At 65.6% G+C, this 24,452-nt stretch carries 22 protein-coding genes; 10 read left to right on the forward strand and 12 right to left on the reverse strand.

What is annotated here, in order from left to right:
* Window positions 1–75: 75 nt before the first annotated feature.
* From EBB56_RS00195 to EBB56_RS00210, 4 genes are all read right to left on the reverse strand, one after another.
* The gene (locus tag EBB56_RS00195; protein ID WP_124802264.1) at window positions 76–1,605 is read right to left on the reverse strand and encodes a tripartite tricarboxylate transporter permease; all 1,530 of its coding nucleotides are present in this window, start codon (window positions 1,603–1,605) and stop codon (window positions 76–78) included.
* A gap of 62 nt (window positions 1,606–1,667) precedes the next feature.
* Entirely contained in the window at window positions 1,668–2,195 is a 528-nt protein-coding gene (locus EBB56_RS00200; RefSeq protein ID WP_045994115.1) for a tripartite tricarboxylate transporter TctB family protein, read from the reverse strand.
* Window positions 2,196–2,397: 202 nt separating this feature from the next.
* Window positions 2,398–3,417: a tripartite tricarboxylate transporter substrate binding protein gene (locus tag EBB56_RS00205; protein ID WP_083970552.1), complete on the reverse strand. Its 1,020-nt coding sequence runs from the start codon at window positions 3,415–3,417 to the stop codon at window positions 2,398–2,400.
* A gap of 75 nt (window positions 3,418–3,492) precedes the next feature.
* A complete protein-coding gene (locus tag EBB56_RS00210) occupies window positions 3,493–4,239 on the reverse strand; it encodes a ribonuclease activity regulator RraA (protein ID WP_045994114.1) in 747 nt (248 codons plus the stop codon).
* A gap of 394 nt (window positions 4,240–4,633) precedes the next feature.
* Here EBB56_RS00210 and EBB56_RS00215 point away from each other — a divergent pair, with 394 nt between their 5' ends.
* The gene (locus EBB56_RS00215) at window positions 4,634–5,398 is read left to right on the forward strand and encodes an SDR family NAD(P)-dependent oxidoreductase (RefSeq protein WP_124802266.1); all 765 of its coding nucleotides are present in this window, start codon (window positions 4,634–4,636) and stop codon (window positions 5,396–5,398) included.
* A 262-nt stretch (window positions 5,399–5,660) separates the two neighbouring features.
* Here EBB56_RS00215 and EBB56_RS00220 read toward each other — a convergent pair whose 3' ends face one another.
* From EBB56_RS00220 to EBB56_RS00240, 5 genes are all read right to left on the reverse strand, one after another.
* Window positions 5,661–6,941 (reverse strand): TRAP transporter large permease, encoded by a 1,281-nt coding sequence (locus tag EBB56_RS00220; RefSeq protein ID WP_108131714.1) that lies wholly within the window; start codon window positions 6,939–6,941, stop codon window positions 5,661–5,663.
* On the reverse strand, window positions 6,938–7,549 hold the full coding sequence (locus EBB56_RS00225) for a TRAP transporter small permease (RefSeq protein ID WP_124802268.1): 612 nt from the start codon (window positions 7,547–7,549) through the stop codon (window positions 6,938–6,940). The genes EBB56_RS00220 and EBB56_RS00225 overlap by 4 nt, the downstream gene beginning before the upstream one ends.
* Before the next feature lie 18 nt (window positions 7,550–7,567).
* Window positions 7,568–8,542: a sialic acid TRAP transporter substrate-binding protein SiaP gene (locus EBB56_RS00230; protein WP_231498535.1), complete on the reverse strand. Its 975-nt coding sequence runs from the start codon at window positions 8,540–8,542 to the stop codon at window positions 7,568–7,570.
* Between the two features lie 83 nt (window positions 8,543–8,625).
* On the reverse strand, window positions 8,626–10,317 hold the full coding sequence (locus tag EBB56_RS00235) for a GMC family oxidoreductase (protein ID WP_221621122.1): 1,692 nt from the start codon (window positions 10,315–10,317) through the stop codon (window positions 8,626–8,628).
* Window positions 10,314–11,015: an FCD domain-containing protein gene (locus EBB56_RS00240; RefSeq protein WP_108131711.1), complete on the reverse strand. Its 702-nt coding sequence runs from the start codon at window positions 11,013–11,015 to the stop codon at window positions 10,314–10,316. The genes EBB56_RS00235 and EBB56_RS00240 overlap by 4 nt, the downstream gene beginning before the upstream one ends.
* Window positions 11,016–11,306: 291 nt before the next feature.
* On the opposite strand from EBB56_RS00240, the gene EBB56_RS00245 reads away from it, so the two are divergent.
* From EBB56_RS00245 to EBB56_RS00285, 9 genes are all read left to right on the forward strand, one after another.
* Entirely contained in the window at window positions 11,307–12,776 is a 1,470-nt protein-coding gene (locus EBB56_RS00245) for an aldehyde dehydrogenase family protein (protein ID WP_221621123.1), read from the forward strand.
* A gap of 78 nt (window positions 12,777–12,854) precedes the next feature.
* A complete protein-coding gene (locus EBB56_RS00250) occupies window positions 12,855–13,868 on the forward strand; it encodes an ABC transporter substrate-binding protein (protein ID WP_124802272.1) in 1,014 nt (337 codons plus the stop codon).
* A gap of 52 nt (window positions 13,869–13,920) precedes the next feature.
* Complete coding sequence (locus tag EBB56_RS00255) at window positions 13,921–15,507, forward strand: sugar ABC transporter ATP-binding protein (protein WP_221621124.1); 1,587 nt, start codon at window positions 13,921–13,923, stop codon at window positions 15,505–15,507.
* A complete protein-coding gene (locus EBB56_RS00260) occupies window positions 15,504–16,517 on the forward strand; it encodes an ABC transporter permease (protein WP_221621125.1) in 1,014 nt (337 codons plus the stop codon). Before EBB56_RS00255 ends, EBB56_RS00260 begins: the two co-directional genes overlap by 4 nt.
* A 1-nt stretch (window position 16,518) precedes the next feature.
* On the forward strand, window positions 16,519–17,499 hold the full coding sequence (locus EBB56_RS00265) for an ABC transporter permease (RefSeq protein ID WP_124802274.1): 981 nt from the start codon (window positions 16,519–16,521) through the stop codon (window positions 17,497–17,499).
* A 7-nt stretch (window positions 17,500–17,506) separates the two neighbouring features.
* Window positions 17,507–18,649: a mandelate racemase/muconate lactonizing enzyme family protein gene (locus tag EBB56_RS00270; RefSeq protein ID WP_124802276.1), complete on the forward strand. Its 1,143-nt coding sequence runs from the start codon at window positions 17,507–17,509 to the stop codon at window positions 18,647–18,649.
* 42 nt (window positions 18,650–18,691) lie between these two features.
* Window positions 18,692–19,711, forward strand: coding sequence for a zinc-binding dehydrogenase (locus EBB56_RS00275; RefSeq protein ID WP_124802278.1), 1,020 nt, complete (start codon window positions 18,692–18,694; stop codon window positions 19,709–19,711).
* The gene (locus tag EBB56_RS00280; protein WP_124802280.1) at window positions 19,708–20,484 is read left to right on the forward strand and encodes an SDR family NAD(P)-dependent oxidoreductase; all 777 of its coding nucleotides are present in this window, start codon (window positions 19,708–19,710) and stop codon (window positions 20,482–20,484) included. Before EBB56_RS00275 ends, EBB56_RS00280 begins: the two co-directional genes overlap by 4 nt.
* A gap of 12 nt (window positions 20,485–20,496) precedes the next feature.
* Entirely contained in the window at window positions 20,497–21,459 is a 963-nt protein-coding gene (locus tag EBB56_RS00285; protein WP_124802282.1) for a C-terminal binding protein, read from the forward strand.
* 234 nt (window positions 21,460–21,693) lie between these two features.
* Here EBB56_RS00285 and EBB56_RS00290 read toward each other — a convergent pair whose 3' ends face one another.
* The 3 genes from EBB56_RS00290 to EBB56_RS00300 all read right to left on the reverse strand — a co-directional run bounded on the left by EBB56_RS00290 (window position 21,694) and on the right by EBB56_RS00300 (window position 24,438).
* Complete coding sequence (locus EBB56_RS00290) at window positions 21,694–22,323, reverse strand: helix-turn-helix domain-containing protein (RefSeq protein WP_185696352.1); 630 nt, start codon at window positions 22,321–22,323, stop codon at window positions 21,694–21,696.
* Between the two features lie 183 nt (window positions 22,324–22,506).
* A complete protein-coding gene (locus EBB56_RS00295) occupies window positions 22,507–22,938 on the reverse strand; it encodes a nuclear transport factor 2 family protein (RefSeq protein ID WP_124802286.1) in 432 nt (143 codons plus the stop codon).
* Between the two features lie 123 nt (window positions 22,939–23,061).
* Window positions 23,062–24,438 carry an FAD-binding oxidoreductase gene (locus EBB56_RS00300; RefSeq protein ID WP_108131703.1) on the reverse strand — a complete coding sequence of 459 codons (1,377 nt, stop codon included), beginning with the start codon at window positions 24,436–24,438 and terminating at the stop codon, window positions 23,062–23,064.
* Between the last annotated feature and the right edge of the window lie 14 nt (window positions 24,439–24,452).

Genomic DNA, 24,452 nt, shown 5'->3' on the forward strand with positions numbered 1-24,452 from the left:
AAAAAAAGCGCCTGACCCGGGCGATGTGCCGTCGGACAGGCGCTGAAGTTTCCTGCTCTGGAATCTGTACGGGCCTCAGGTCGTGTTCTGGCTACCCTTCAACTGCACCGGCTTGCGGATCGCCAGGAAGTACACGAAAACCCCGGTCAGCACGATGAAGAACAGGCTGTCTGGCTGGGTCACGAAGACCGTCAGGTTACCGTTGGACAGGGTCAGGGAACGGCGCAGGTACTCCTCGAGGCCCGGGCCGAGGATAAAGCCGAGCAGCAGCGTTACCACCGGATAGCCGTGCTTTCTCAGGTAGAAGGCCAGTACCCCCATGACCAGCGTCATCATCATCTGGAAGGTCGAGTAGGTGGCCACGTAGCTGCCCACCACCGCCAGCATGGCGATCGAGCCAAACAGCACATCACGGCGAATGCGCACGATGCGGATAAAGTAAGGCCCGAGCAGGTACATGGTCAGCGGAATCAGGATCAGCGCGCTGAAGATCAGTGCCGCCAGCATGGGCGCGATCAGCCCGGCCTGGGATTCCATCAGCTGCGGCCCCGGCTGGATGCCGTTGATGACCAGCACACCGAGCACGATGGCGGTGATCGGGTCGCCCGGGATACCGAAGGTCAACATGGGCACCAGGGCGCCGCCGCAGACCGCGTTGTTGGCGCTTTCCGCCGCCGCGATCCCCTGGGGATTGCCCTTGCCGAAGCTGTCCGGCTCGCGCGAGGTACGCACCGCTTCCACGTAGGCCAGAAAGCCACTCATGGAGCCCCCGGCTCCGGGCAGCGTGCCTACCAGATAGCCGATGGTGGAAGACTTCAGATAGCAGGCCGCGCCGATACGACGGATCGCCGAACGCGACGGGATGAAGTCGCGGCGACGAATCTTCGCCACTCCCTTGAGCTTATCGCGAATGGCCTGGGCCTTGTCGTTCTCGGCAAGCTGGGTCAACAGCTCACTGATGGCGAAGGTACCGATGATCACCGGCATCAGGTCGATTCCCGCCGCCAGGTCACCCATGCCGAAGCTGAACCGGGCCACCGGCACCATGGCGTCGAGCCCCACGGTGGCAAGCATCAGCCCCAGACAGGCGGCGATAGCCGCACGGCGGACATTGCCCCGCTGGGCGATGACGATGACGATCAGCGCAAACAGGATCAGCGCGCACTTGCCGGTGGTCTGCACCAGCAGCGACAGGTCGGCGATCAAGGGCGCCAGCAGCACCAGCAGTACCGCCCCGAACACGCCGCCGATCATCGAGGCGAAGGAGGCATGGCCCAGCGCCAGAGGCCCTTCGCCGCGCTGCTGCATCGGGTAGCCCTCCAGCGCCGTCATCATCGACGAGGGAGCACCGGGAATATTGATGGTGGTAGCGGTGATGCTGCCACCACACATGCCGGCCATATAGATGCTGGCACAGGCCATCAGCGCCGTGGTCACGTCCAGGCTGTAGGTCAGCGGCAGCAGCAGCGCCAGCGCCAGGGTCGCGGTCAGGCCAGGAATCGCCGAGAACACGGTGCCGATCAGAAAGCCAGCCACCACATAGAACAGCACCGTGGGATTGAGCAGCAAACCGAAGCTCGCCAGCACCTGGGTCAGGAAGTCCATGGGTCACCCCCGGCGTGTCGCCCGGCAGCGAGCGCCGAGCGGGTTGCATCAGTCGTCATGGCTCACCCCCAGAGTGTCGGTAGACGGACGTTGAAGACCTGGTTGAACAGCACGAAGCCCACCGCGGTAATGGCCAGCGCGATCAGGGCCTTGCTCAACCACTTGTCGAGCCCCGAGAACAACAGCATCACGCCCAGTACATAGACCAGGGTGGACAGCACATAGCCGAGTGACTGAAACACCAGGACATAGACCAGAGTCGCCAGCATCAGGGTCAGCTCCGGCGAAAGACGACGGGCCCTCGGCCTATCGCCTTCATCGGCCGCGTTGTCCCGATCCAGGGCACCGGCGCTGCGCACCGACGACCACCACTGCAGCACGCACAGCACGGTGGCCAGCACACCGATCAGCAACGGAAAGAAGGATGGCGTCAGCTTGCCGGCCTCCAGCGGAGGCCCCATCGCCAGGCCACCGATCAAGTAGCCCAGGGCCAGCAGCGCCAGCACGCCGTGGAAACGGATCGCGCCAGCACTGGAGCCAGGGCCAAGGCCAAGCGCACGCGCCAGCAGAGATGAAGATGAACGAGACATGCGAAACCTCTCTCGGCCCCCAATGACGGGAGACCGACAACACAGTGTTCGTTGGAAGGGAAGTGAAGCGGGCCGGCAGAGGCAGGTGCTCTACCCGCCCGCTCCAGATGGAGGCAGGAAGCGGAAGGTCGCTGCGTGAAGCTCAGACATGTTTCACCGGACTTTTCACCGGACTTTCCGCCCCGGACCTTGCACCCCGGACTTACAGGTCCAGCTCATCCATGGCGGCGAAGGTCCGCTCCTGGTAGCTGCCGATCCACTCGTTGACTTCCTCGCTGCCGAGCCAGCCCGGGGTGACACCGATACTGGTGACCCACTGCTGGAACTCATCGCTCTGATAAGCCTCGTGGTAGGTCGACTCCAGGGTCTCGATGGCGTCTTCCGGGGTATTGGCCGGCGCCGCCAGCACGATGAAGCTGCCGGTCTCGAGATCCACGTCGAATTCGGAGATCGGCGGCACCTCGGGATAGGCCGGGTTCTGCGAACCGGACAGCTCGACCACGCCAAGCGCATCACCCGAGGACAGGATTCCGGAGAAGTCCCCCAGGCTCGAGATGGCGGCGTCGATCTCGCCGGACAGCAGCGCCTCGGCCTCGGCGGTGGACGACCCCGGATAGGAGATCACGTTGAAGGTGACCCCGGTGGCCGCCTCCAGGCGACGTACCGCCAGGTAGGGACCAGAGCCCTGGGGCGCCACACCGATGCGCACCGTGCCGGGATTTTCCCTGGCCGCCTCGATCAGCTCCTCGTAGGAGGTGAAGCCCGACTGCTTGGATACCACGATGGCGTCGGCTTCCTGGGTCACACGGGCGAACGGCTCGAGCTTGTCCAGCGAGTAGCCGGGCACCATGTTGCCCCGCGGCAGGGTGACGACGCTGTCGTAGGTCAGCACACCGATGGTGTGGCCGTCGGGACGCGCCTTGGCCAACTGCATCAGGCCGGTGGCGGTCACCGCCCCGCCGATGTTCTCGACGTAGATCGAGGTCGGCAGCGACTGCTCGGCCAGATTGCTGATCTTGCGCGAGATCGCATCCGCGCCGCCGCCGGCGGGCCAGGGCACGATCATGCGGATGTCACGCTGGGGGAAGTCGGCCTGGGCCGTGGGCACGGCGACGACCGCGGCCAGCGCCACACCGGCCAGGGTAGCGCCGGTCGCCCCCTTGATCAGGCGCTTGCGCAGGGTCGTGCTGAGGGTGGCGTTGAGGGGAGTGAGAGCAAACATGGCGACTCCTGGAATTATTTTGTGATTGTGTGGGGATAGATGAGGCGGCGCTTGTCTGGCCGCGCGACTCCTGCTTCAGCCGCGAGACTTCTGCTCGCGCAGGTAGGCCTGGTATTCCTCCTGGGCCTGTTCGTTCGGCGGATAAAGACCGATGACCGCCGCGCCGTTGTTGACCTTGTCCAGCACGTAGGCTTCGAAGGCCTCCATGCCACTGGCTTCTTCGGCGATCTCGTCGGCCAGCTCGAGCGGCACCACCATGACGCCGTCGCCGTCACCGACCAGCACGTCGCCGGGATAGACCGGCACGCCGCCACAGCCGATGGGCTGCTGGATATCCACCGCGTGGTGCTTGGTCAGGTTGGTCGGGGCGCTGGGCTTGGTGCAGAACACCGGCATCGACATGCTCTCGGCGTACTCCGAGTCACGCACACCGGCGTCCGACACGAAGCCCGCACACTCGCGCACCTGCAGGCGGGTCAGCAGAATGCTGCCGGCACTCGCGGCGCTGGCGTCCTGACGGCAGTCGGACACCAGTACGCGGCCAGGCGGCACACTTTCCACCGCCAGACGCTGGGGGTGCTCCGGATCACGGAAGGCGGCCACCACGTCCAGGTCTTCGCGGGCCGGGATATAGCGCAGGGTATAGGCCTGCCCCACCATCTTGACCTGGCTCTTGTTCATGCGACCGACGTTCTGGATATAGGTGTTCTTCAGACCCCGCTTGTGCAGCAGGGTGTGCAGCGACGCCGTCGAAGCCCGCATCAGTCGCTCGCGGGTCAGGTTGGACAGCTCTGCGTGGGGGTAATCGTTGATGATGCTCATGGGCTCCGCCTATCGCTGGCAAACTGGGTTGTTCGTTGACGGAGTCACTATAGGAAGCGCCGGAAAGCTTTTCAAACAACTTTTTACAACTTGGCTTTCATCTTGACCTGAACACGGCACTCGAGACCACTTCGAGAACCCGGAACATAACACTTAATCCTTTACTTTCAATTATTTGAAAAACCACCTTCACTCAGGATCGATCAACATGCCTGCCCCTTAGACATAGGTCTAATAAGAAAGAATTTGTCTTTAAAAGATACAAGATGTGGTCGAGACGGAGCACTGCCATCCGCACGATGCCCCTCCCCGGCCTTTCCCGCGCCCGGGATGCCCACTAGGCTGATACCCCCCGTTGCTATACATGCCTGTCCGATCACTCAGGAGATTTTCGATGGCTGTACTGACGACCTTTGCACTCGACGGCAAGACCGCCCTGGTGACAGGCGCGAGACGCGGCATCGGCGCGGCCATGGCGCTGGGCCTGGCCGAAGCCGGTGCCGACATCATCGCCGTCAGCACCAGCATGACCGCCGACGGCGGCGACCTGGGCGAGCGAGTGCGCGCCCTGGGGCGAGACTGCACAGGGATCGCCTGCGACCTTTCGGACCGCAGCGCGCTGATGGCGATGGTTGAGCAGCTTGCCGACCGGCGTATCGATATCCTGGTCAACAACGCCGGCACCATCGAACGCGCCCCCGCCACCGAACACACCGATGCGCTGTGGGACAGGGTCATCGACGTCAATCTGAGCGCCCCCTTCGTGCTGACCCGGGAGATCGGCAGGCAAATGGTCGCGCGAGGCAGCGGCAAGGTGATCTTCACCGCCTCGCTGCTGTCGTTTCAGGGCGGCATCACCGTGCCCGGCTACGCCGCCAGCAAGGGCGGCATCGCCCAGTTGACCAAGGCCTTCGCCAACGAATGGGCCGCCCAAGGGGTCAACGTCAACGCCATCGCTCCTGGTTACATCGCCACCGACAACACCCAGGCTCTGCGCGACGATCCCGAGCGTTCCCGCGATATCCTCGCGCGCATCCCCGCCGGTCGCTGGGGGGACGCCGCTGACTTCAAGGGACCGGTGGTGTTTCTGGCCTCCAGCGCCTCGGACTATATGCACGGCAGCGTGATGACCGTGGACGGCGGCTGGATGGGGCGATAGGCAGGAGGACGCACCATCGTCCCCCCTCAAGCAAACGCCCCCGACGAAGACGTCGGGGGCGTTGGTGGTCAGGGGCGCAACGTGTCCCCTTGCCTGCTCGATGCTAGGGCTTGTCTGAAAAGTGCCTGCGCTCTGTAATACGGCGTTAATAATCGGCTGGTGCGCCAGCCCGGTCAAAATGCTCATTTACACCCCGTAAACTGCGCTTTCTCACCGATTTTTGCCTTGTCTAACCTTCGCTCGTCGACTTTTCGGACAGCGCCTAGCGATAGATCAAGGTCGGCAGCCACAGCGAGATGGAGGGCACGAAGGTGACCAGCATCAACACGATCAACAACGGGATCAGGAACGGCAGGGTCGCCGAGGCGCAGCGCTCGAAGGGCACCTTGGACACCTGCGAGAGCACGTAGAGCACCAGTCCCACCGGTGGCGTCAGCAGGCCAATCATCAGGTTCAGCACCATGACGATACCGAACTGCACCGGGTCGACGCCGAGGTTAACCGCGATCGGCAGCAGGATCGGCACCAGGATGGTGATCGCCGCGATGGTTTCCATGAAGCAGCCCACCACGAACAGGATCAGCGTCATCAACAGCAGGATGATGGTGGGGTTGGAGGTGACCGCCAGCATCCAGTTGGCGAAGTTCTCGGCCACATGGTGACTGGTCAGCAGCCAGGAGAAGATCGACGAGGCGGCGATGATCATCATGATGATCCCGGTGGTCTCGATGGTCTCCATGGTGACCGCCAGCAGTCTCTTGAAGGTCAGGGTGCGATAGACCACCGCCCCCAGCAGCATGGCGTAGATCACCGCGGCGATGGCGGCCTCGGTCGCGGTGAAGATGCCAAGCACGATGCCGCCGACGATGATCACCGGGGTCAGCAGCGACAGAAAGGCACGACGGAAGGTCAAGGCGATCCAGCCCAGGGCGAAGCCGACGTCACGCGGATACTGATAACGCACCGCGTACCAGGCCACCATCAGCATCAGCGAAAGCGCCATCAACAGTCCCGGCACCAGGCCGGCGGCGAACAGCTGACCGATCGAGGCCGAGGCCATCACGCCGTAGATCACCAGCGGCAGGCTAGGCGGAATGATCGGCCCGATGGTGGACGAGGCAGCGGTGATGCCCACCGAAAAGCCAGGGTCATAGCCCGCCCGGCGCATCGCCTTGATCTCGATCGCGCCGAGCCCACCGGCGTCGGCCACCGCGGCACCGGACATGCCGGCAAAGATGACCGAGGCGCCGACGTTGACGTGGCCGAGCCCCCCGGGCATCCAGCCCACCAGGGCCCTGGCGAAATCGAAGATGCGACTGGTGATACCGGCCGAGTTCATCAGCGCACCGGCCAGGACAAAGAAGGGAATCGACAGCAGCGGGAAGCTGTCCATGCCACCGACCATACGGTGCAGCACGATAAAGTCGGGGACGCTGCCATCGACCAGGATCGCCGCCAGCGACGAGGCGCCAAGCGCCACCATCACCGGAAAGCCCATCACCAGCATCAGCAGCAGGCCGCCGAACAGGACCAGTAGCGTCATGATGCCTCCTCGCCGGTGGTGTCAGCTCGCTGCGCCGCCAGCCACTGTTTCGGACCGCTCGCCCGCACCAGCTGCCAGGCCTGACGCAGCGCCATGATGGCGATGCTCAACAGCACCACGCTGTAGAGTGTGTCCATGCCGACCGCCATCGAGGTCATCTTCTGGGCGCTCATCAGCGGCAGGATCTTCCAGGTGACCCACCCCAGCAGCACAAAATAGACGAGCTGGCCCAGGTCGACCAGCCAGATCATCGCCGCCGAGGCACGCAGGGGAAGGTAGCGATACAGCAGTTCGAGGCGGATGTGGCTGCGCTTGCGCACCCCCACGGTCGCCGCCAGAAAGCCGACGCAGATCAGTAGATAGCGGGCGACCTCCTCGGTCCAGCCCAGCGGCGAGCCAAGCACGTAGCGGCTGAAGAACTGGGCGAACACCACCGCTGCCATGGTCCAGAAGACCACCAGGGTGAGCGCGTCCTCAAGCCCGATGTCGCGCCAGGCGAAGGTCGGGCCGTCGTCGTCAAAGTCGATATCCGGGCCTTGCGGCCCCTCACGGGCATCCTCCCGGGATGCCCGTGCGGGGCCCAGAGCCTCGCTGTCAGTGTGGTTCATAGCGTTATTCCCGAGGCGTTACAGCGCCTGCAAGCGATCGAATTGTTCCTGGGTCCAGGTCGCCTCGTCGCCGTTGAGCACCGGCAACGTCTTCTCGCGGAAGGCCTCACGCTCGACCTCCAGCACCTCCACGCCCTGCTCCTTGAACCAGTCGATGGATGCCAGCTCCTGCTCGCGCACATCGTCGGAGACCTTCCTGGCCACCTCGCCGAGCACCTCGCGGAAGATCTGCTGATCCTCCTCGGACAGGCCGTTGAAGAAGGGACCGCCGGCAACGATCAGGTTGGAGCCGGTCACGTGGCCGGTCAGGTTGATGTAGTCCTGGACCTCGTAGAACTTCTTGGCGCGGATGGTCGGCAAGGGGTTCTCCTGGGCGTCCACCACCCCCTGCTGCAGGGCCAGATAGACCTCTGAGAAGGCCACCGGTGTCGGCTGGGCGCCGACCGCACGGGGGAACAGGCTGTAGATGGGCGCATTGGGCACCCGAATCTTGAGGCCTTCCATGTCGGCGGGCTCGACGATGGGGGTATTGGAGGTCACGTGGCGCTGGCCGTAGTAGCAGTCACCCAGGATCACGTTGCCGCCGGAGGCATCACGGTAGCCGTCGGCGAATTCCGCGAACAGCTCGCTGTCGGCGTAGGCCTTCCAGTGCTCGTAGTCACGGAACACGAAGGGGGCGTCGGACAGCGCCAGCGGCCCGTAGGTCTGGGCGGCGAAGCTCTGGCCGGTGTAGATGATGTCAACGGTGCCGAGCACCAGCCCCTGGTTGATCTCGACCTCCTTGCCCAGGGTCGAGGCGGGGAAGACCTCCACTTCGTAGCGACCGTCGGTGCGCTCGGCGATCTGCTCGGCGCCCCACTCGGCCCAGTGATGGTAGGCCTCGGAGGGTTCGTACACATGGGCCCACTGGACGGTGTCGGCAGCCTGGGCAGCACTGGCTGCAGCGGCGAGACCTACGCTCAGGGTCAGCGGAAGGAGAGTAAGGCGTGTCATCGGATGCTCCTTTTTCATTGTTGCTATTGGTTGCTGTCGGTTGCTGTCGGTTGCTGTCGGTGCTTGAAAATCCGTTCAGTAGATCAATGCATCGCCGCCCCGGTGGCCTTCACCTCGGGCGCTGCAGCGTCGCGCCGGGCGTCCTGGCCCAGGCCGGCATCCTCGCCGATAAAGTCGGCGCAGCGGCTGCCCAGCATCATCGCCGGGGCGGTGGTGTTGCCGGCGGGTATATCGGGCACCGCGGACATGTCGCAGACCCTCAGCCCGCGCACCCCACGAACTTGCAGTCGTGCGTCGAGCACCGCCATGGGGTCGTCATCGGCACCCATGGCCGCAGTTCCGGCCGGGTGGTAGTTGGTCTTGACGAAGCGTCGGCAGTGTTCGAGCAGCTCATCGTCGCTGGCGCCGCTTCCGGCGAAGGGCAAGGCCACACCGTGCAGGTTTTCCTTGAGCGGTGACTGTTCGAAGGCGCGCAGAAAGAACTTCTGCCCTTCCACCATCGCCTGCATGTCGTCGGGATGGCCGAGCAGGTTGGGCGACACCCGCGGCATGTCGCCGGGGTCGGCCGAGCGCAGGCAAACGCTGCCTCTGGCCTTGGGCTTGACCACCACGGTGGTCACCGTCAGGCCGTAGTCGTCCTTGAGCGCGTTCCGGGTATCCCGGTCCAGATAGACGATGGGTACGCAGAAGGCCTGGATGGTCGGTGCCGCCTGAGGATCGACGGGGTTGACGAAGGCGCCCGCCTCGACCCCGGCCGAGGTCACCGGGCCACTGCCGAACAGCTTGAACTGGAGCCCGTTGGCCAGCATCCGCCAGCCGACGCCCTGGCGATAGTAGCCACACGGGGTCCTGGCGTAGGCGGTGATCGGCACCTCGGGATGGTCGATCAGGTTCTGCCCCACCCCCGGCAGGTCCGCCTTTACCGCAATGTCGTGTTGCGCCAACTGCTCGGCCGGCCCGATACCCGAGAGCATCAGAAGCTTCGGGGTCACCAGCGCACCCGCCGCCAGGATCACCTCGCCCTGCGCGCGCACCCGGTGCACCTTGCCCTTGCGGTCGCGGTACTCGACGCCCACGGCGCGTCCGTCTTCGACCAGTACCTGCTGGACCTCGCAGTCGAGCGCGACCTCGAGCCCCGGGTGCTCGCGCAGCGGCTCCACGTAGGCGTAGGCAGCAGAGCAGCGCTTGCCCGCCCGATTCATGAACTGATAGAAGCCGACCCCGGTCTGACGCTCGCCATTGAAGTCGCCGTTGTAGGGCAGCCCCGCCGCCTGGGCGGCCTGGATAAACCAGCGCGAGGCCACATCCACATGACCGGGGTCGGAGACCTTGAGTGGCCCGCCGCGCCCGTGGCGATCATTGACCAGGCGGTCGTTGTCCTCCATCCGGCGAAAGTGCTCGAGCACCCCTTGCCAGGACCAGTCGGCCCTCGCCGCGTTGCCGGCGAGTCGCCGATCCCAGTCGTCGTAGTCCTCGGGCCGCCCGCGCATGTAGACCTGGGCATTGACCGAGGTGCCGCCGCCGAGCACGTGGCCCTGGGGAATGTCGTGGACGCGTCCCCCCAGATGAGCCTGCGGCTCGGTCTGGTGATAGCGCATGAACTTCGAGCCATTGATCATCTTGAAGATGCCCGGGGGCATGTCGAGCAGCGGGTGGTGGTGGGACGAGCCCGCCTCCAAAAGCAGCACCCTGGCACCCTGCTCGCGCACCAGGCGGGCGGCTACCACGCACCCGGCGGCCCCGCCCCCGACAACAATATGATCGACGTCGCTCACTCGTTCTCTCCTGCAAAGAAGGTGCTGCGCACAAACTCCCATGAGGCCTCGAGGTGATCGACCAGGGCGCGCTCCGCCGCGTCGGGATCACGCATCAGGATGGCCTCGTAGATCGCCTGGTGTGCCAGGAAGTTGTCGTGATTGCGCTGCTCGCTGCGTGGCATCCGGCTCCATTGGGGCGCCAGCCACTCGACAAAGCCTGCGTGAATGGCCGGATAGGCCGGGTTGCCCGAGATGGTGTAGAGCACCCGGTGAAAGGCCACGTCGGTGGCGTAGAAGCGCTCGGAATCGCAGATCGCCGCCTGGTTGTCGTCCAGTGCATCCTTCAGCCGCTTGAGGTCGTCCTTGCCCGCCCCGGTGGCGGCGTCCCGCACCAGCACCCGCTCGAACAACACCCGCACCTGGTAGAGGTCATGTACGCCTCGGGAGTTATCGAGCAGGTGCTTGATCACCCCTCCCGCCGCCTGCATCGCCGAACTCGCATCCGGGCGACAGACGATCGGGCGATAGCGCGGACGACTCTTCAAGAATCCCTTGGCGGTGAGCGCGGTGATCGCCTCGCGAATCACGGTGCGACTGGCGCCGTACTGCTCCATCAGCGCCCGCTCAGCGGGCAGCGGACGTCCTTCCTCCAGCTCGCCGGCAACGATGGAGCGCTCAATATCCAGAGTGATCGAGTCCGCACTGCGTCCGCTCATACAACACCTCGTTTATCGTCGTACCAAACTAATCATTAAATTCTCGACCAACAACTACAACCAATGGCCAATATCGCCATAACAACCCGTAAAATCTCTATATTTCATAAACTTGAAGAAAATATAGACAATGGTCGTAGTACCTTACGCTTGCCAGCCACCTCGACCATCAACAGTATATGGTCGTACCAAACGTCATTTCAGCGTTATCCAACAGACGTTCTGACCACCCCAACGTTGTTCTGGCGTTACCCAATCATCGTTATGGCCTTACCCAACAGAGGACGCCCCATGGATTTCCAACAGTTCGGTGCCCCCCCCCTGGAAGGCCGCATGTGGGTCGACGGTAGCTGGTTTGAGCATGCCGGCTCCCACGCCATCGAGGTGGACAACCCGGCCAGCGAGGCGCTGCTTGGCCAGGTCCCCGCCGGTGACGCCGCCGCCGTGGACGCCGCCGTCGCCGCGGCCACCAGGGCTCAGTCCGACTGGGCCAGGCGACCGGCCAACGAGCGTGGCAAGCTGCTGACCCGCTGGGCCGAGGAGATCGATCGCCATCTCGAACCCTTCGCCCGGCTGATTGCCCTGGAGCAGGGCAAACCCCTGTCCCAGGCTCGCGGCGAGGTCGGCGCCTGCAGCGAATTTCTGCGCTACAGCGCCCAGTGGGCCAGACGCATCGAAGGCGACATTCTGCCCTCGGACAATCGCCACGAGGAAATTCAGATTCGCTCGCTGCCGCTCGGGGTGGTCGCCGGACTGACCGCCTGGAACTATCCGGCGGCCCTGGCCACGCGCAAGGCCGGCCCCGCCCTGGTGGCGGGCAACACCTTTATCCTCCTGGGTCACGAGATCACCCCCTTCGCCGGACTTTATCTGGCGGCGCTGTCCGAGCGCGCCGGGTTTCCGCCCGGCGTCTTCAACGTGGTGACCGGCCAGGGACCGGTGGTGGGCCAGGCGCTGGTGGAGCACCCCGACACCGACCTGATCACCATGACCGGCAGCACCCGGGCGGGGCGCCAGATCTTTCGCAGCGCCGCCGAGGAACTCAAGATCGTGCGGCTGGAGCTCGGCGGCAAGGCGCCCTTCATCGTGATGGAAGACGCCGACGTCGACGCCGCGGTGAAGGCCGCCGTCACCGCGCGCTATACCAACTGCGGCCAGATCTGCACCTGCAGCGAGCGTATCTACCTGCATCGCCAGATCGCCGACGAGTTCATCGACAAGTTCATCGCCGCCTCGCGCGCACTGAGCATCGGCAATCCGCTGGATGACCCCGACATGGGCCCCAAGGTCAGCCGTGGCGAACGCGACAAGGTCGCCGCCATGGTCCAGCGCGGTATCGCCCAGGGCGACAGCGTGCTGCTCGAAGGCGGCCCGCTCGACTCAGGCGACTACGCCAAGGGCTACTGGATCGCCCCGACCATCGTCGAGACCCGGGACAATCGCTCACCGCTGATCGACGACGAGGTGTTCGGACCGGTGGTGCCGATCCAGCGGGTCGACGACTTCGAGCAGGCCCTGGCCTTCGCCAACGACACCTCCTACGGCCTTTCGGCCTATGTCTTCACCCGCGACCTCAAGCGGCTGATGCGGCTGCCCTCGGAGCTGCGCTTCGGCGAGATCTACTTCAATCGCGCCAACGGCGAGCAGGTCCACGCCTATCACTCGGGCTGGGGCCACTCCGGCGTCGGCGGCGAGGACGGCAAGTACGGTTTTTCCGCCTACTTCAAGAAGCAGACGATGTACGTCAACTGGGGCGATTGAACGCCCCCTCCCTGCAGCACGGAGCACTGCCGACGCGGTGCTCTTTTGACAACAAGCACAATAGCCCAGGAGAACACGATGCCTTCGACCCACCACTCCCCGACTGCCCGTCACCCCCGCGCCCGCCGCCTGGCGGGGCTTGCCACCGCCGCCCTGCTGGGACTTTCCGCCATGCCCGGCTGGGCCCAGCAGTTGCCGCCGCTGGAACAGAAGGACAGCTACCGGGTGGGCTTCGCCCAGATGGAAAGCAACAACCCCTGGCGCATCGCCGAGACCCAGTCGTTTCGGGATATTGCCCCCGAGTGCAACTGGCAGCTGACAGTGACCGACGCGGCCGGTTCCGCCGCCAAGCAGGTCGCCGACGTGGACAGCATGATCGCCCAGGGCGTCGATGCGATCTTCCTGCCCCCGCGCGAGGAAAAGGCGCTGATCCCGGCGGTGATGAAGGCCCGTGCGGCAGGCATCCCGGTGTTCCTGGTCGACCGTATCGTCGATGACGAGGTCGCCAAGGCCGGTGAGCACTATGTCAGCTTCCTCGGCTCCGACTTCATCGAGCAGGGGCGCATCGCCGCCCAGTGGCTGGTCGATAACTTCGAAGGCGATCAGGCCCACATCATCGAGCTCGAGGGCACCACCGGCGCCTCCTCGGCCAATGACCGCAAGGAAGGCTTCGATGCGGTCATCGCCGAACAGGACAACATGGAGATCATCGCCTCCCAGTCCGGCGACTTCGCCCGCGATACCGGCCGCCAGGTGATGGAGACGCTGCTTCAGGCCCATCCTGAGGTCAACGTGGTCTACGCCCACAACGACGAGATGATCATCGGTGCCATCCAGGCGCTGGAACTGGCCGGACGCACCCCAGGCGAGGACGTGCTGCTGGTCTCCATCGACGGCACCCGCGACGCCCTGCAGGCGATCCTCGACGGCAAGCTCGGGGTCAGCGTCGAGTCGTCGCCGCGCTTTGGTCCGATGGCCTGCGACGTGCTCAACCGCTACGCCGCCGGCGAGACCATCGAGCCCTGGGTGCGCGTCGAGGACCGTGTCTTCACCCAAGACAACGCCGCCGAGCATATCGACGACGCCTATTGAGCTGAGCCACGCCGGTTGATCCCGACCTGACATTCCAACCAGGTACCACGTCATGACAGCGCTTATCGACATGCGCGACATCCACAAGCGGTTTGGAGGTACCGTCGCCCTCGACGGCGCCTCACTCACGATCGCGCCGGGTGAGGTGCACGCCCTGATCGGCCAGAACGGGGCGGGCAAGTCCACCCTGATCAAGGTTCTGACCGGGGTCTACACACCGACCAGCGGCCAGATCCTGCTCGACGGCAAGCCTGTGGCCTTCTCCGGCCCGCGCCGGGCGCAGCAGGCTGGCGTTGCCACCATCTACCAGGAGCTCAACCTGGTGCCGCTGCGCTCGGTCACCGAGAACATGATGATGGGCTTCGAGCCGCTTCACTGGTGGGGCGGGATCGACTGGCCCCAGGCCCATCGACGGGCCCGCACGGTGCTCGAGGAGCTGGGGCTGGACATCGACGTCCGCCGTCCGCTCAGCGAGTACTCCACCGCCATCCAGCAGCTGGTGGCCATCGGCCGAGCGGTGTCCCAGCAGGTCAGGCTGGTGATCATGGACGAGCCGACCAGCTCGCTGGACGAACGCGAGGTCCAGCGGCTGTTCGAGGTCATCCGGCTGCTCAAGTCCCAGGGCACCTCGGTGCTGTTCGTCTCGCACTTCCTCGAGGAGCTCTACGCGGTGTGCGACTGCGCCACCATCATGCGCAACGGCGCCACGGTGGAGCAGCGTACCCTCAGCGAGACACCACGCCTGGAGCTGGTGGCCTCCATGCTTGGCCGCAAGGCCTCGGACATCCAGGCAAGCGGCACCACCAGCTTTCGTGAGATGGAACTCGACACCGACGAGACGCTGCTCGAGGTCGAGTCCCTGGCCACCGACAAGGGCCTGCGAGGCGCCTCGCTGGAGGTGCATCAGGGCGAGATGGTCGGCCTCGGAGGTCTGCTCGGGGCCGGTCGCAGCGAGCTTGCCCGCGCCCTGTTCGGGCTCGATCGCACCACCCGGGGCAGCATGCGGCTGGCCGGCCAGCGCTACGCCCCCCGCCACAGCCGCGACGCCATCGCTGCGGGGGTGGCGCTGCTCAGCGAAGACCGCAAGGTCGAGGGCATCATCCCCGAGATGAGCGTGCGCGAGAACATGACCCTGCCCCTGCTCGGTACGCTGAGCCGTCGTGGCGTCATTCAAAGGCGGCGCGAGCGCGAACTCGCCGCACACTTTATCGAGGCGCTCAAGATCAAGACCGCCTCCATGGAACAACCCATCGGCCAGCTGTCCGGCGGCAACCAGCAGAAGGTACTGCTGGCGCGTTGGCTGGCGACCCAGCCGCGACTGCTGATCCTCGACGAGCCGACCCGTGGCGTCGATATCGGCGCCAAGCGCGAGATCCAGCGCATCGTCCAGGACTATCAGGCCCAGGGCGGCGCGGTGCTGATGATCAGCTCGGAATTCGAGGAACTCGCCGAGGGCGCCCAGCGGGTGGTGATCATGCACGAAGGCCACTCGACCCGGGTGCTCGACAACCCCGGGCTCAGCGAAGACGCCCTGGTCACCGCCATCGCCACCGCCCAGCACGACCGAGCCGACGGCGCGGCGCGTGACGACGCTGCACCGTCTGCTACCGCCACCGACCACCAGGAGACCGCACCATGACGTCGCTCCACTCCTCCCGTCAGGCGACGCCCCGGTCGGCCAGCCCGCGATGGCGCCAGGCCATGCCGGTGAATCCCCGCAGCCTGGCGCTGCTCTTCGCCCTGCTGGCACTGATCCTGTTCAATGTCGCGATCACCCCCAACTTTCTCGAGTGGCAGACGCTGTCGGTCAATGTCTCCCAGGTGTCGACCATCGCCATCGTCGCCATCGGCATGACCCTGGTCATCGCCACCGGTGGCATCGATCTGTCGGTGGGCGCGGTGATGGCCCTGGCCGGTGCCCTGGCGCCGCTGATCTTTCTGTCGGAGTTCGGCCAGCAGGCGCCGCTGGCGATGACCCTGGTGGCCATCGTCGTGGCCCTGGCGGTCGCCGTGGCCTGTGGGCTGTTCAACGGCGTGCTGGTCAGTCGCTTCGGCGTGCAGCCGATCATCGCCACCCTGGTGCTGTTCATCTCCGGCCGCGGTCTGGCCCAGGTGCTGACCAACGGCAACCTGCAGACCTTCGACAATCCCGCCTTCGAGTTCCTCGGCGCCGGTCGGCTACTCGGCCTGCCCTTCCAGGGCTGGCTGGTGGTGGTCATCGCCCTGGTGGTGGCCTGGGTCATCGCCCGCACCCGCTACGGCCGCTACCTGCTGGCCACCGGCGGCAACCCCCAGGCGGCACGCATGGCCGGGGTCCCGGTGACCCGCGTCAAGCTCGCAGCCTACACCAGCTGTGCCCTGCTCGCCGGCCTCGCCGGGCTGATCACCGTGGCCATCAATTCCGCCTCGGACGCGGCCAAGAACGGCAACCTGATGGAGCTCGACGCCATCGCCGCGGCGGTGGTCGGCGGCGCCCTGCTCAAGGGCGGCAAGGCCCCCATCGCCGGGGTCATCCTCGGTGCCGCGATCATTCAGCTGGTGCGCTACACCCTGCTCGCCAACGGCGTCGCCGACGAGGTGGCGCTGGTGGTGAAGGCCGCCATCATCGTGCTGGCGGTGTATCTCCAGACGCCCAGAGGAGCCCACTGACATGACCACCGTCTCCTGGCGCCAGCACCTTGCCGACAATGGCCAGGCCACCGGGGTCTGCGTGATCCTGCTGGCACTGGTCTGCCTCGGCCTGATCCGCTACGACAATTTCGGCAGCGCCTACAATCTCTCGTCCTTTCTCAACTACAACGCCATGTTCGTGCTGATCAGCCTGGGCATGTGCCTGGTGATCATCACCGGCGGCATCGACCTGTCGGTAGGCACGGTGGCGGCGCTGTCCTCGGTCACCGCCGCCTACGTAAGCCCCTACGGCCTGGTCCCGGCGCTCCTGGCGGGGCTCGCCACCGGACTGGCGGCGGGTCTGGTCAATGCCGTGATGATCACGCGTCTGCATATCCCTCCCTTTATCGCCACCCTGGCGAGCCTGCTGGCGGCCAAGGGCACCGCCCTGATCATCAGCGGCAACCAGACGGTGCCGGTGGACTGGGCCAGCGGCTTTACCCGACTGGGGATGGAGTCGATCGGCGGCCTGCTGCCCTGGAGCTTCGCCATCACCCTGGTGGTCGGCGCCGGTCTCTGGTGGCTGCTGGAACAACGCCCCATCGGCCGCACCATGCTCGCGGTGGGCGACAACGAGGAAGCCGCCCACCTGATGGGCCTGCCCGCACGCAAGGCGAAGACCCTGGCCTACCTGATCAGCGGTGGTTGTGCCGGGCTCGCCGGGGTCTTTCTGGCCTCGGGCTTTGGCGCCGGCCAGCCGCTGGAGGGACTAGGCTGGGAGTTGACCGCCATCGCCGCCGTCGTCGTCGGCGGCACCCTGCTGACCGGCGGCAAGGGGTCGCTGGTGGCGACGCTGATCGGCGCCTTGATGCTCGGTCTGATCTTCAACCTTTTGAACTTCGAAAACGGACTCGGCACCTTCAACCTCAGCGCCTACTGGCAGATGGTCATCCGCGGCGCCTTTCTCTTCGTCGTGATCGCGATCCAGGTGCAGATCACGCGCACACGCAACACAGGATAATCCTCCCATGTCGACGATCACCTCCATCGAGCTCGACCTCTACCGACTGCCGCTGAGCGAGCCCATGGGCGATGCCAAGCATGGCGTGCACACCGACTTCGAGGTCGTGACCGCCACCGTCACCACCGCGGATGGCCACAGCGGTACCGGCTACACCTATACCGGCGGGCGCGGCGGACACGCCATCCTGGCACTGCTCGAGCACGACCTGGCGCCGATGCTGCTGGGGCGTGACGCCGGTGACATCGCCGGCTGCTACGACGACATGCTATGGCATATCCACTACGTGGGCCGCGGCGGCATCGCCGCCTTCGCCATCTCGGCGCTGGATATCGCGCTGTGGGACCTCAAGGGCCGCCGCCTCGGCCAGCCGCTATGGCAGATGGCCGGCGGCCAGGGCCGCCAGTGCCAGGCCTACTTCGGCGGCATCGACCTCAACTTCTCCCTCGAGCGGCTGCTTGCCAACGTTCAGGGCTACCTCGACCAGGGCGCCGAGGCCATCAAGATCAAGGTCGGCCGCCCGACCCTTGCCGAGGATGTCGAGCGGGTGGCGCGGGTACGCGAGCTGATCGGCCCCGAACGTCCCTTCATGGTGGACGCCAACTACGCGCTGAGCGTCGATGGCGCCATCGAGGCTGCCAGGGCCTTCGCGCCCTATGACATCACCTGGTTCGAGGAACCCACCCTTCCCGATGACTACCAGGGCTATGCCCGCATCGCCGAGGCGACCGGCATGCCCCTGGCCATGGGCGAGAACCTGCACACCTCTCACGAATTCGGCTACGCCTTCGAACAAGCGCGGCTATCCTTCATCCAACCCGACGCCTCCAACTGCGGCGGTATCAGCGGCTGGCTCGATGTCGCCCGCCAGAGCCGCCACTACGGCCTGCCCATCTGCAGCCACGGCATGCAGGAATTGCACGTAAGCCTGGTGTCGGCCCAGCCCAACGCCGGCTGGATGGAGATCCACTCCTTCCCCATCGATCACTACACCCGACGTCCGCTGGTCCTCGACCAGGGTCGCGCGGTGGCCCCGGACAGCCCCGGCATCGGGGTCGAGTTCGACCGCGACCGGATGGCCCCCCATCGCACCGGCGGTGCACGGCTCGGCAGCGACAGCGGTGCCGAGCGCCAGCAGCACAGCGCCTGAATTCTCCCTCTTCACAACGCCCCGACGACACGAGGAACCCCCATGGAAGCACTGGTCTATACCGGCCCCCGCCAGGTCGAGGTCACCGAGGTGCCGGAGCCCACCGAGCGGGCCGGCGCCGTCAAGGTTCGCATGCTCTACTGCGGTGTCTGCGGCACCGACATCGGCATCTACTCGGGCAAGCACCCGCGCGCCCAAGCGCCCCTGGTGCTGGGCCACGAATTCGTCGGCCGCGTGGAGCAGACGCCGCCGGACTCGCGCTTCGCGGTGGGCGACCGAGTGGTGGCCTACCCGCTGATCTCCTGCGGCGACTGCCATCCCTGTCGCAACGGCACCCCGCATGTCTGCGCCAACCTGCGCCTGATCGGCATCGATCGTGACGGTGGCATGACCGACCATCAGTGGATCGACGAAAGCGTGCTGTTCAAGGTGCCGGACAGCCTGTCCGATGAGGTGGCGGCGCTGGTGGAGCCTCTGGCGGTGGTGGTCAGGACCCTGCACCAGGCACGCTTTGCGCTGCTCGACAGCGCAGTGGTGATGGGCGCCGGCCCCATCGGCCTGTTGACCGCCATCGTGCTGCGCCACGCCGGCGCCTCCCGGGTGATCGTCTCCGATGTCGACGAAGGCCGCCTGGGGCTGTGTCGCCAGCTCGGCTTCGATACCGTGGACGTGCGCAGCGAGAGCCTGGTCGAGCGGGTGGCCAGCGCCACCGGCGGCGACGGCGCCGACGCCGTGTTCGAGTGCTCCGGCGTCGAGAGCGCGGCGCTGGAGATGACCAAGGTAGTACGCGTCGGCGGTACCATCTGCCTGACCGCCACCCACAAGGCGGCCCACGCGGTCAATCTGATCGACGTGAATTTCAAGGAGCTGACCCTGATCGGCTCCCGGGTCTACACCCACAAGCAGTTCGGCGACGCCCTGACTCTAGCCGACACCCTGGCCGATGAACTGCGCCAGACCATCACCCAGGTGGTGCCGCTGTCCGACGCGGCCGGTGTCTTCGAGATGATCGCCACGCCCTCCCTCAACACCGTCAAGGTTCTGGTGGACTGCCAATCATGAAGCTGTTCGATCTACACGGCCGCAAGGCCATCGTCACCGGCGGAACCCGGGGCCTCGGCCTCGGCATGGCCGAAGCCCTGCTCGAGGCAGGCGCCGAGGTCGTCATCCTGGGCTCGTCGGAAAAGGTCCATGAGGTCGCCTCGGGCCTGTCCACGTCGACCAGCGCCTGTCATGGCGTGGTCGTCGATCTGGCTAGCCGCCAGCAGCGCAGCGAGGGCTTCGACGCTGCCCTTGCCAAGCTCGGCGGTCGCCTCGACATCCTGGTCAACGCCGCCGGCGTCCAGCGCCGCCACCCTTCCGAGCACTTCCCCGCCGATGACTGGGAGGCGGTGCTCGAGGTCAACCTGACGGCGGTGTTCGAGCTGTGTCAGCTCGCCGCCCGGCATATGCTTAAGCGTAACGTCGAAGGGCCCGACGGCCAGGGCAAGATCATCAATATCGCCTCGCTGCTGTCGTTCTTCGGTGGCATGACGGTGCCGGCCTACGCCGCCAGCAAGGGCGGCGTGATGCAGCTGACCAAGGCCCTGGCCAACGAATGGGCGGCCAAGGGCATCAACGTCAACGCCATCGCCCCGGGCTACATGGCCACCGACATGAATAGCGCACTGCTGGCCGACGAGGGCCGCAACGCCGAGATCACCGCACGCATTCCCGCCGGGCGCTGGGGCAATGGCGAAGACATGAAAGGACCGCTGCTGTTTCTGGCCTCCCCTGCCTCGGACTATGTCCACGGTGTCACCCTGCCCGTCGATGGCGGCTACCTCGGCCGCTGACAGGAGACTTGCATGAAGATCGTCTTTACCGACCTCGACCACGCCAACCACGACGTGGAAACCGAGATCTTCAAGCGCGTGGGCTTCGATGTCCCGCTGCTTGAATGCCAAAGCGAAGATGCGCTGATCGAACAGCTCCAGGGCGTCGATATCGCCCTGAACCAGTACGCCCCCTTCACCCGCCGGGTATTCGAGGCCCTGCCCGATCTCAAGCAGATCGTGCGCTACGGGGTCGGCGTCAACAACGTCGACCTCGAGGCCGCCAGCGCCGCCGGGGTCCAGGTCTGCAACGTCCCGGACTACGGCATGCACGAGGTATCCGATCACGCCCTGGCCCTGAGCCTGGCGCTGATTCGCAAGCTGGTGCCGATGAACGCCGGCTGCCAGGCCGGACGCTGGGAGTACGCCGATGCCATGCCGATCCGACGCCAGACCCGGATGACCGCCGGGGTGGTCGGCCTGGGTCGCATCGGCCGGCTCTACGCCCGCAAGATGGCGGCGCTGGGCTTCAATGTCATCGCCCACGACCGCTACCATCAGCCCAACGCCGAAGACGGCACCGACCAGCTTCGCTGCCTGGAACTCGATGAGTTGTTCCGGGAGGCCGACGTGATCGGGCTGTTCTGCCCCTTGACCGAGGAAACCCGCCATCTGGTGGACGCCGCGGCACTGGAGCGGATGAAGGACTCGGCCTATCTGATCAACACCTCCCGTGGCGGCATCATCGACGAGACGGCCCTGGCCCAGGCCCTGAAGGAAGGCAGGCTTGCCGGCGCCGCCCTGGACACCACCGAGCAGGAACCCTTGCCCGCCGATAGCCCGCTCAGGGGCATCGACAACTGCCTGATCACCCCGCACATGGCTTGGTATTCAGAAGACGCCGCGCAAGAGCTCAAGCGCAAGGTGGCCGAGGAAGCGGTGCGCTTCGCCAGTGGCGAGAAGGTGCTGTGGCCGGTGAACCGACTGCCCGCCTGAAGGCCTCGCCGGCCACCGAAAAGTCTGCCTGGAGAGAACGCGTGGAGTGAACGCCCGGAGACCGCTCCGGGCGCCTTCGGCGTCGTCCGAAAAGTCGACGAGCGAAGGTTAGACAAGGCAAAAATCGGTGCGACAGCGCAGTTTACGGGGTGTAAACGAGCATATTGACCGGACTGACGCACCAGCCGATTTTTAACGCCGTATTACCGAGCGCAGGTACTTTTCAGACAAGCCTCAATAGTCGACCCCGGTCATCACCCAGACCACCCGGGTCTCGATATCGCCGGGGTTGCGGATAAGGTGGGGCTGATCGCCGGTGATGGAGAAGCTGTCGCCCGCCTCCAGCAGATGGCATTGATCACCGATGGTGAGTTCGAGCTGCCCGGCTTCGACGTAGCCGGCCTCTTCGCCCTTGCGCTGCCTGGGCACCTCACCGCCGCTGCCGCCCGGTTCCAGCCGCGTCATGATCAGAATCAACTGGCCGCTGAGACGCGGCGACAGCAGCTCTTCACGGACGCCGATGCCTGAAAATTCCATGGCCCGGCGGCCGGAGGCGCGCACGATCACGTCCCGCTCGTGCTCGGGCACGTCATTGTCGGCCTCGAAGAACCAGCTCACCCGCACCCCCAGCGCCTCGCTGATCGCCTGCAGCACGCCGATGGGCAGCGACGACGCGCCCCGCTCGACCTGGCTCAGATAGCCCACCGAGCGGTTGACCCGTTCGGCAAGCTCGGCCAGCGTCATCTGACGCGCCTTGCGCAGATCGCGGATCTGCTGACCGAGCCGCAGGGCGTCCTGACCCTCGCGGGTATCCCGGGTGGCCTCCTTGCTGGCCTCCTTGCTGGCGTCCTTCGTCCTGGCCATCGCTTTTCCCATCATTATTGGCGTGGACCTAGACTACCAGAGGCTCGACCGGGATCGGATGCCGAGGTGATAAACGCCGGCGTTCCCTGGCCTGCTGCACTCACGCGTCGCTCGGGCTCTGACGCATCGCCCGGGGGCTAAGGCATCGCACGGGGGCTAAGGCATCGCACGACGACTAAGCCGTCAACTAGGGTCAAAGGCGGGACGCTGCTTGCGAAACGCCTGCTTGCGGGTGATCTTGCCATCTCGCACGCTGAACAGATCGACCCCGTCCGCCTCGACTCGCTTGCCGTCTGGCTGGGTGGCGACGAAGGTCGACTCGGAGACGATACGCTCGCCGCCAGCGCCTGGCCCATCGCTGCCACCGTCGGCGACACCGCCCGTGACGAAATAGTGCCTGCCGTTGATCCACTGCACGTCAGGCATGGTCCCCCAGGTGTTCTCGAAGGCCGCCTTGACGGCCTCCCTGCCCACGATGCGGGTGCCATGGGCCTGGTCCCCGGCGACGGTATCGAAGACGATATCGTCGGCAAAGTAGCTCATCACCGCGTCGATATCGTGGGCGTTGAAGGCCGCGAAGAGGCGATTGAGTGTCTCGTTTGTCATTGTCGTCATGGGGTGTGTCTCCTGTCGGGACATGTTGGCCGCTGTGTGTAGCGGTCGCTGTGTGTAGCGGTCGTCGTGAATCCTGGTGGTGAAGAGGACGCCAGGCCTAAGCGGCGCCCTCCATTGCCATGGCTATCGCAGGCTGTCGAGCACCTGGAAGTACCGGTAAAGGGCACGCTGGCCCAGACGACGCACCGGCCTCAGCGGGTGCCCGGGCAAGGGCGAATTGAAGATCGGCAGGTCGGCCTCCTTGAGCGATTCGCCGGCGATCAGCGCCGCCATCTTTTTTGAGGCGTAGGCAGAAAATGCCACGCCATTGCCGCTGTATCCCTGGGCGTAGAAGATGCTGCTGCCGGGGTCCGGCTGCACGATCCTCGGCATCATGTCGTGGGAGATATCCATCCAGCCGTGGGAAAACCAGGGCGTCTCGATACCGGCGATGGCCGGGAACTTTCGTGCGATGGCATCGTGGACCACCTTGAGGTGGCGCGGGTTCTGGGCGTCGGCACCGCTGATCGCGCTACGGGTGCCGATCTGCAGGCGCCTTTCCGGCAGAAAGCGATAGTAGTAGCGCAGCTTGCGGGTATCGGTGGTCAGCACAGTGGAACGAAAGCCGCAGGCCTCGACCTCGTCGTCGGTCAAGGTCCGGGTCCACACCGAGTTGGCCATGATCGGCATATTGCGGTAGGCCGTGACTCGGTGCAGCTGGGGGCTGGTATAACCCGCGGTGGCGATGCCCACGGCACGCGCCCGCACCACACCCCCCGGGGTCCTGAGGTGATGCACCCCACCCTCGGTGGTCCAGCCCTGGACGGGGCTTGCGGTGTGAATCCTGGCTCCGAGCCGCCGTGCCACCCGGGCGTAGCCGTAGGCCAGCTTGAGCGGCTGAACGGCGATTCCCACCGGCTCCAGCATGGCGCCCTGGGCCTCCTGGTCGCCGATGTAACCCTCGAGCACATCATCGCGGCCGAGCACTCGAGTCGGGTAGCCCAGCAGCCGATTGCACAGCCGTGACTCCTCCTTGAGTCCATCGAGTGCCTTGGCGCTGTGAGCGATCAACAGGTTGCCGTGGTTCTGCGGCTCGCAGTCGATCTCGGGGTCCTCGGCCATCGACTGGAACACCTCGAAGCCCTCGAGGCTATTGGCGTGAAGACGCCGGGCGACGTCCTGGCCCCAGCGCTTCACCCACTGGCTGCGACTCAGGCGGCCCCAGGCGAGATGCCCCTGGCCGCCATTGCGGCTGGTGCAACCCCAGCCGATCTGGTTGGCCTCCAGCACGGTCGCCTTGATGCCGTACTCACGCGCCAGAAAGAGCGCAGTGGCAAGGCCTGTAAAACCAGCGCCGATCAGCACCACGTCGACGTCCATGTCGCGATCCACCGGGCCGTCGTCCTGCGGTGGAGGCCCGGCGTGATGGCGCCAGTAGCTCGGCGCGTAGTCCCGCCCGACACCGGGAGTGGCGTCTTTCAACGGGTCATAGCTGGGGTCGAACGGCGTGAGTACTGACATCAGACACTCCTCCT

The sequence above is a fragment of the Halomonas sp. YLB-10 genome (assembly GCF_003856855.1).
GTDB classification, from domain to species: Bacteria; Pseudomonadota; Gammaproteobacteria; order Pseudomonadales; family Halomonadaceae; genus Halomonas; species Halomonas litopenaei.

Bases quoted from the DNA above. Each gene is read 5' to 3' on its own strand.
- EBB56_RS00275 (WP_124802278.1), top strand. From the start codon at position 18,692: ATGGAAGCACTGGTCTATACCGGCCCCCGCCAGGTCGAGGTCACCGAG.
- EBB56_RS00270 (WP_124802276.1), top strand. From the start codon at position 17,507: ATGTCGACGATCACCTCCATCGAGCTCGACCTCTACCGACTGCCGCTG.
- EBB56_RS00195 (WP_124802264.1), bottom strand. From the start codon at position 1,605: ATGGACTTCCTGACCCAGGTGCTGGCGAGCTTCGGTTTGCTGCTCAAT.
- EBB56_RS00280 (WP_124802280.1), top strand. From the start codon at position 19,708: ATGAAGCTGTTCGATCTACACGGCCGCAAGGCCATCGTCACCGGCGGA.
- EBB56_RS00220 (WP_108131714.1), bottom strand. From the start codon at position 6,941: ATGACGCTACTGGTCCTGTTCGGCGGCCTGCTGCTGATGCTGGTGATG.
- EBB56_RS00240 (WP_108131711.1), bottom strand. From the start codon at position 11,015: ATGAGCGGACGCAGTGCGGACTCGATCACTCTGGATATTGAGCGCTCC.
- EBB56_RS00230 (WP_231498535.1), bottom strand. From the start codon at position 8,542: ATGACACGCCTTACTCTCCTTCCGCTGACCCTGAGCGTAGGTCTCGCC.
- EBB56_RS00245 (WP_221621123.1), top strand. From the start codon at position 11,307: ATGGATTTCCAACAGTTCGGTGCCCCCCCCCTGGAAGGCCGCATGTGG.
- EBB56_RS00215 (WP_124802266.1), top strand. From the start codon at position 4,634: ATGGCTGTACTGACGACCTTTGCACTCGACGGCAAGACCGCCCTGGTG.
- EBB56_RS00285 (WP_124802282.1), top strand. From the start codon at position 20,497: ATGAAGATCGTCTTTACCGACCTCGACCACGCCAACCACGACGTGGAA.
- EBB56_RS00295 (WP_124802286.1), bottom strand. From the start codon at position 22,938: ATGACGACAATGACAAACGAGACACTCAATCGCCTCTTCGCGGCCTTC.
- EBB56_RS00205 (WP_083970552.1), bottom strand. From the start codon at position 3,417: ATGTTTGCTCTCACTCCCCTCAACGCCACCCTCAGCACGACCCTGCGC.
- EBB56_RS00300 (WP_108131703.1), bottom strand. From the start codon at position 24,438: ATGTCAGTACTCACGCCGTTCGACCCCAGCTATGACCCGTTGAAAGAC.
- EBB56_RS00225 (WP_124802268.1), bottom strand. From the start codon at position 7,549: ATGAACCACACTGACAGCGAGGCTCTGGGCCCCGCACGGGCATCCCGG.
- EBB56_RS00210 (WP_045994114.1), bottom strand. From the start codon at position 4,239: ATGAGCATCATCAACGATTACCCCCACGCAGAGCTGTCCAACCTGACC.
- EBB56_RS00265 (WP_124802274.1), top strand. From the start codon at position 16,519: ATGACCACCGTCTCCTGGCGCCAGCACCTTGCCGACAATGGCCAGGCC.
- EBB56_RS00290 (WP_185696352.1), bottom strand. From the start codon at position 22,323: ATGGCCAGGACGAAGGACGCCAGCAAGGAGGCCAGCAAGGAGGCCACC.
- EBB56_RS00250 (WP_124802272.1), top strand. From the start codon at position 12,855: ATGCCTTCGACCCACCACTCCCCGACTGCCCGTCACCCCCGCGCCCGC.
- EBB56_RS00200 (WP_045994115.1), bottom strand. From the start codon at position 2,195: ATGTCTCGTTCATCTTCATCTCTGCTGGCGCGTGCGCTTGGCCTTGGC.
- EBB56_RS00255 (WP_221621124.1), top strand. From the start codon at position 13,921: ATGACAGCGCTTATCGACATGCGCGACATCCACAAGCGGTTTGGAGGT.
- EBB56_RS00260 (WP_221621125.1), top strand. From the start codon at position 15,504: ATGACGTCGCTCCACTCCTCCCGTCAGGCGACGCCCCGGTCGGCCAGC.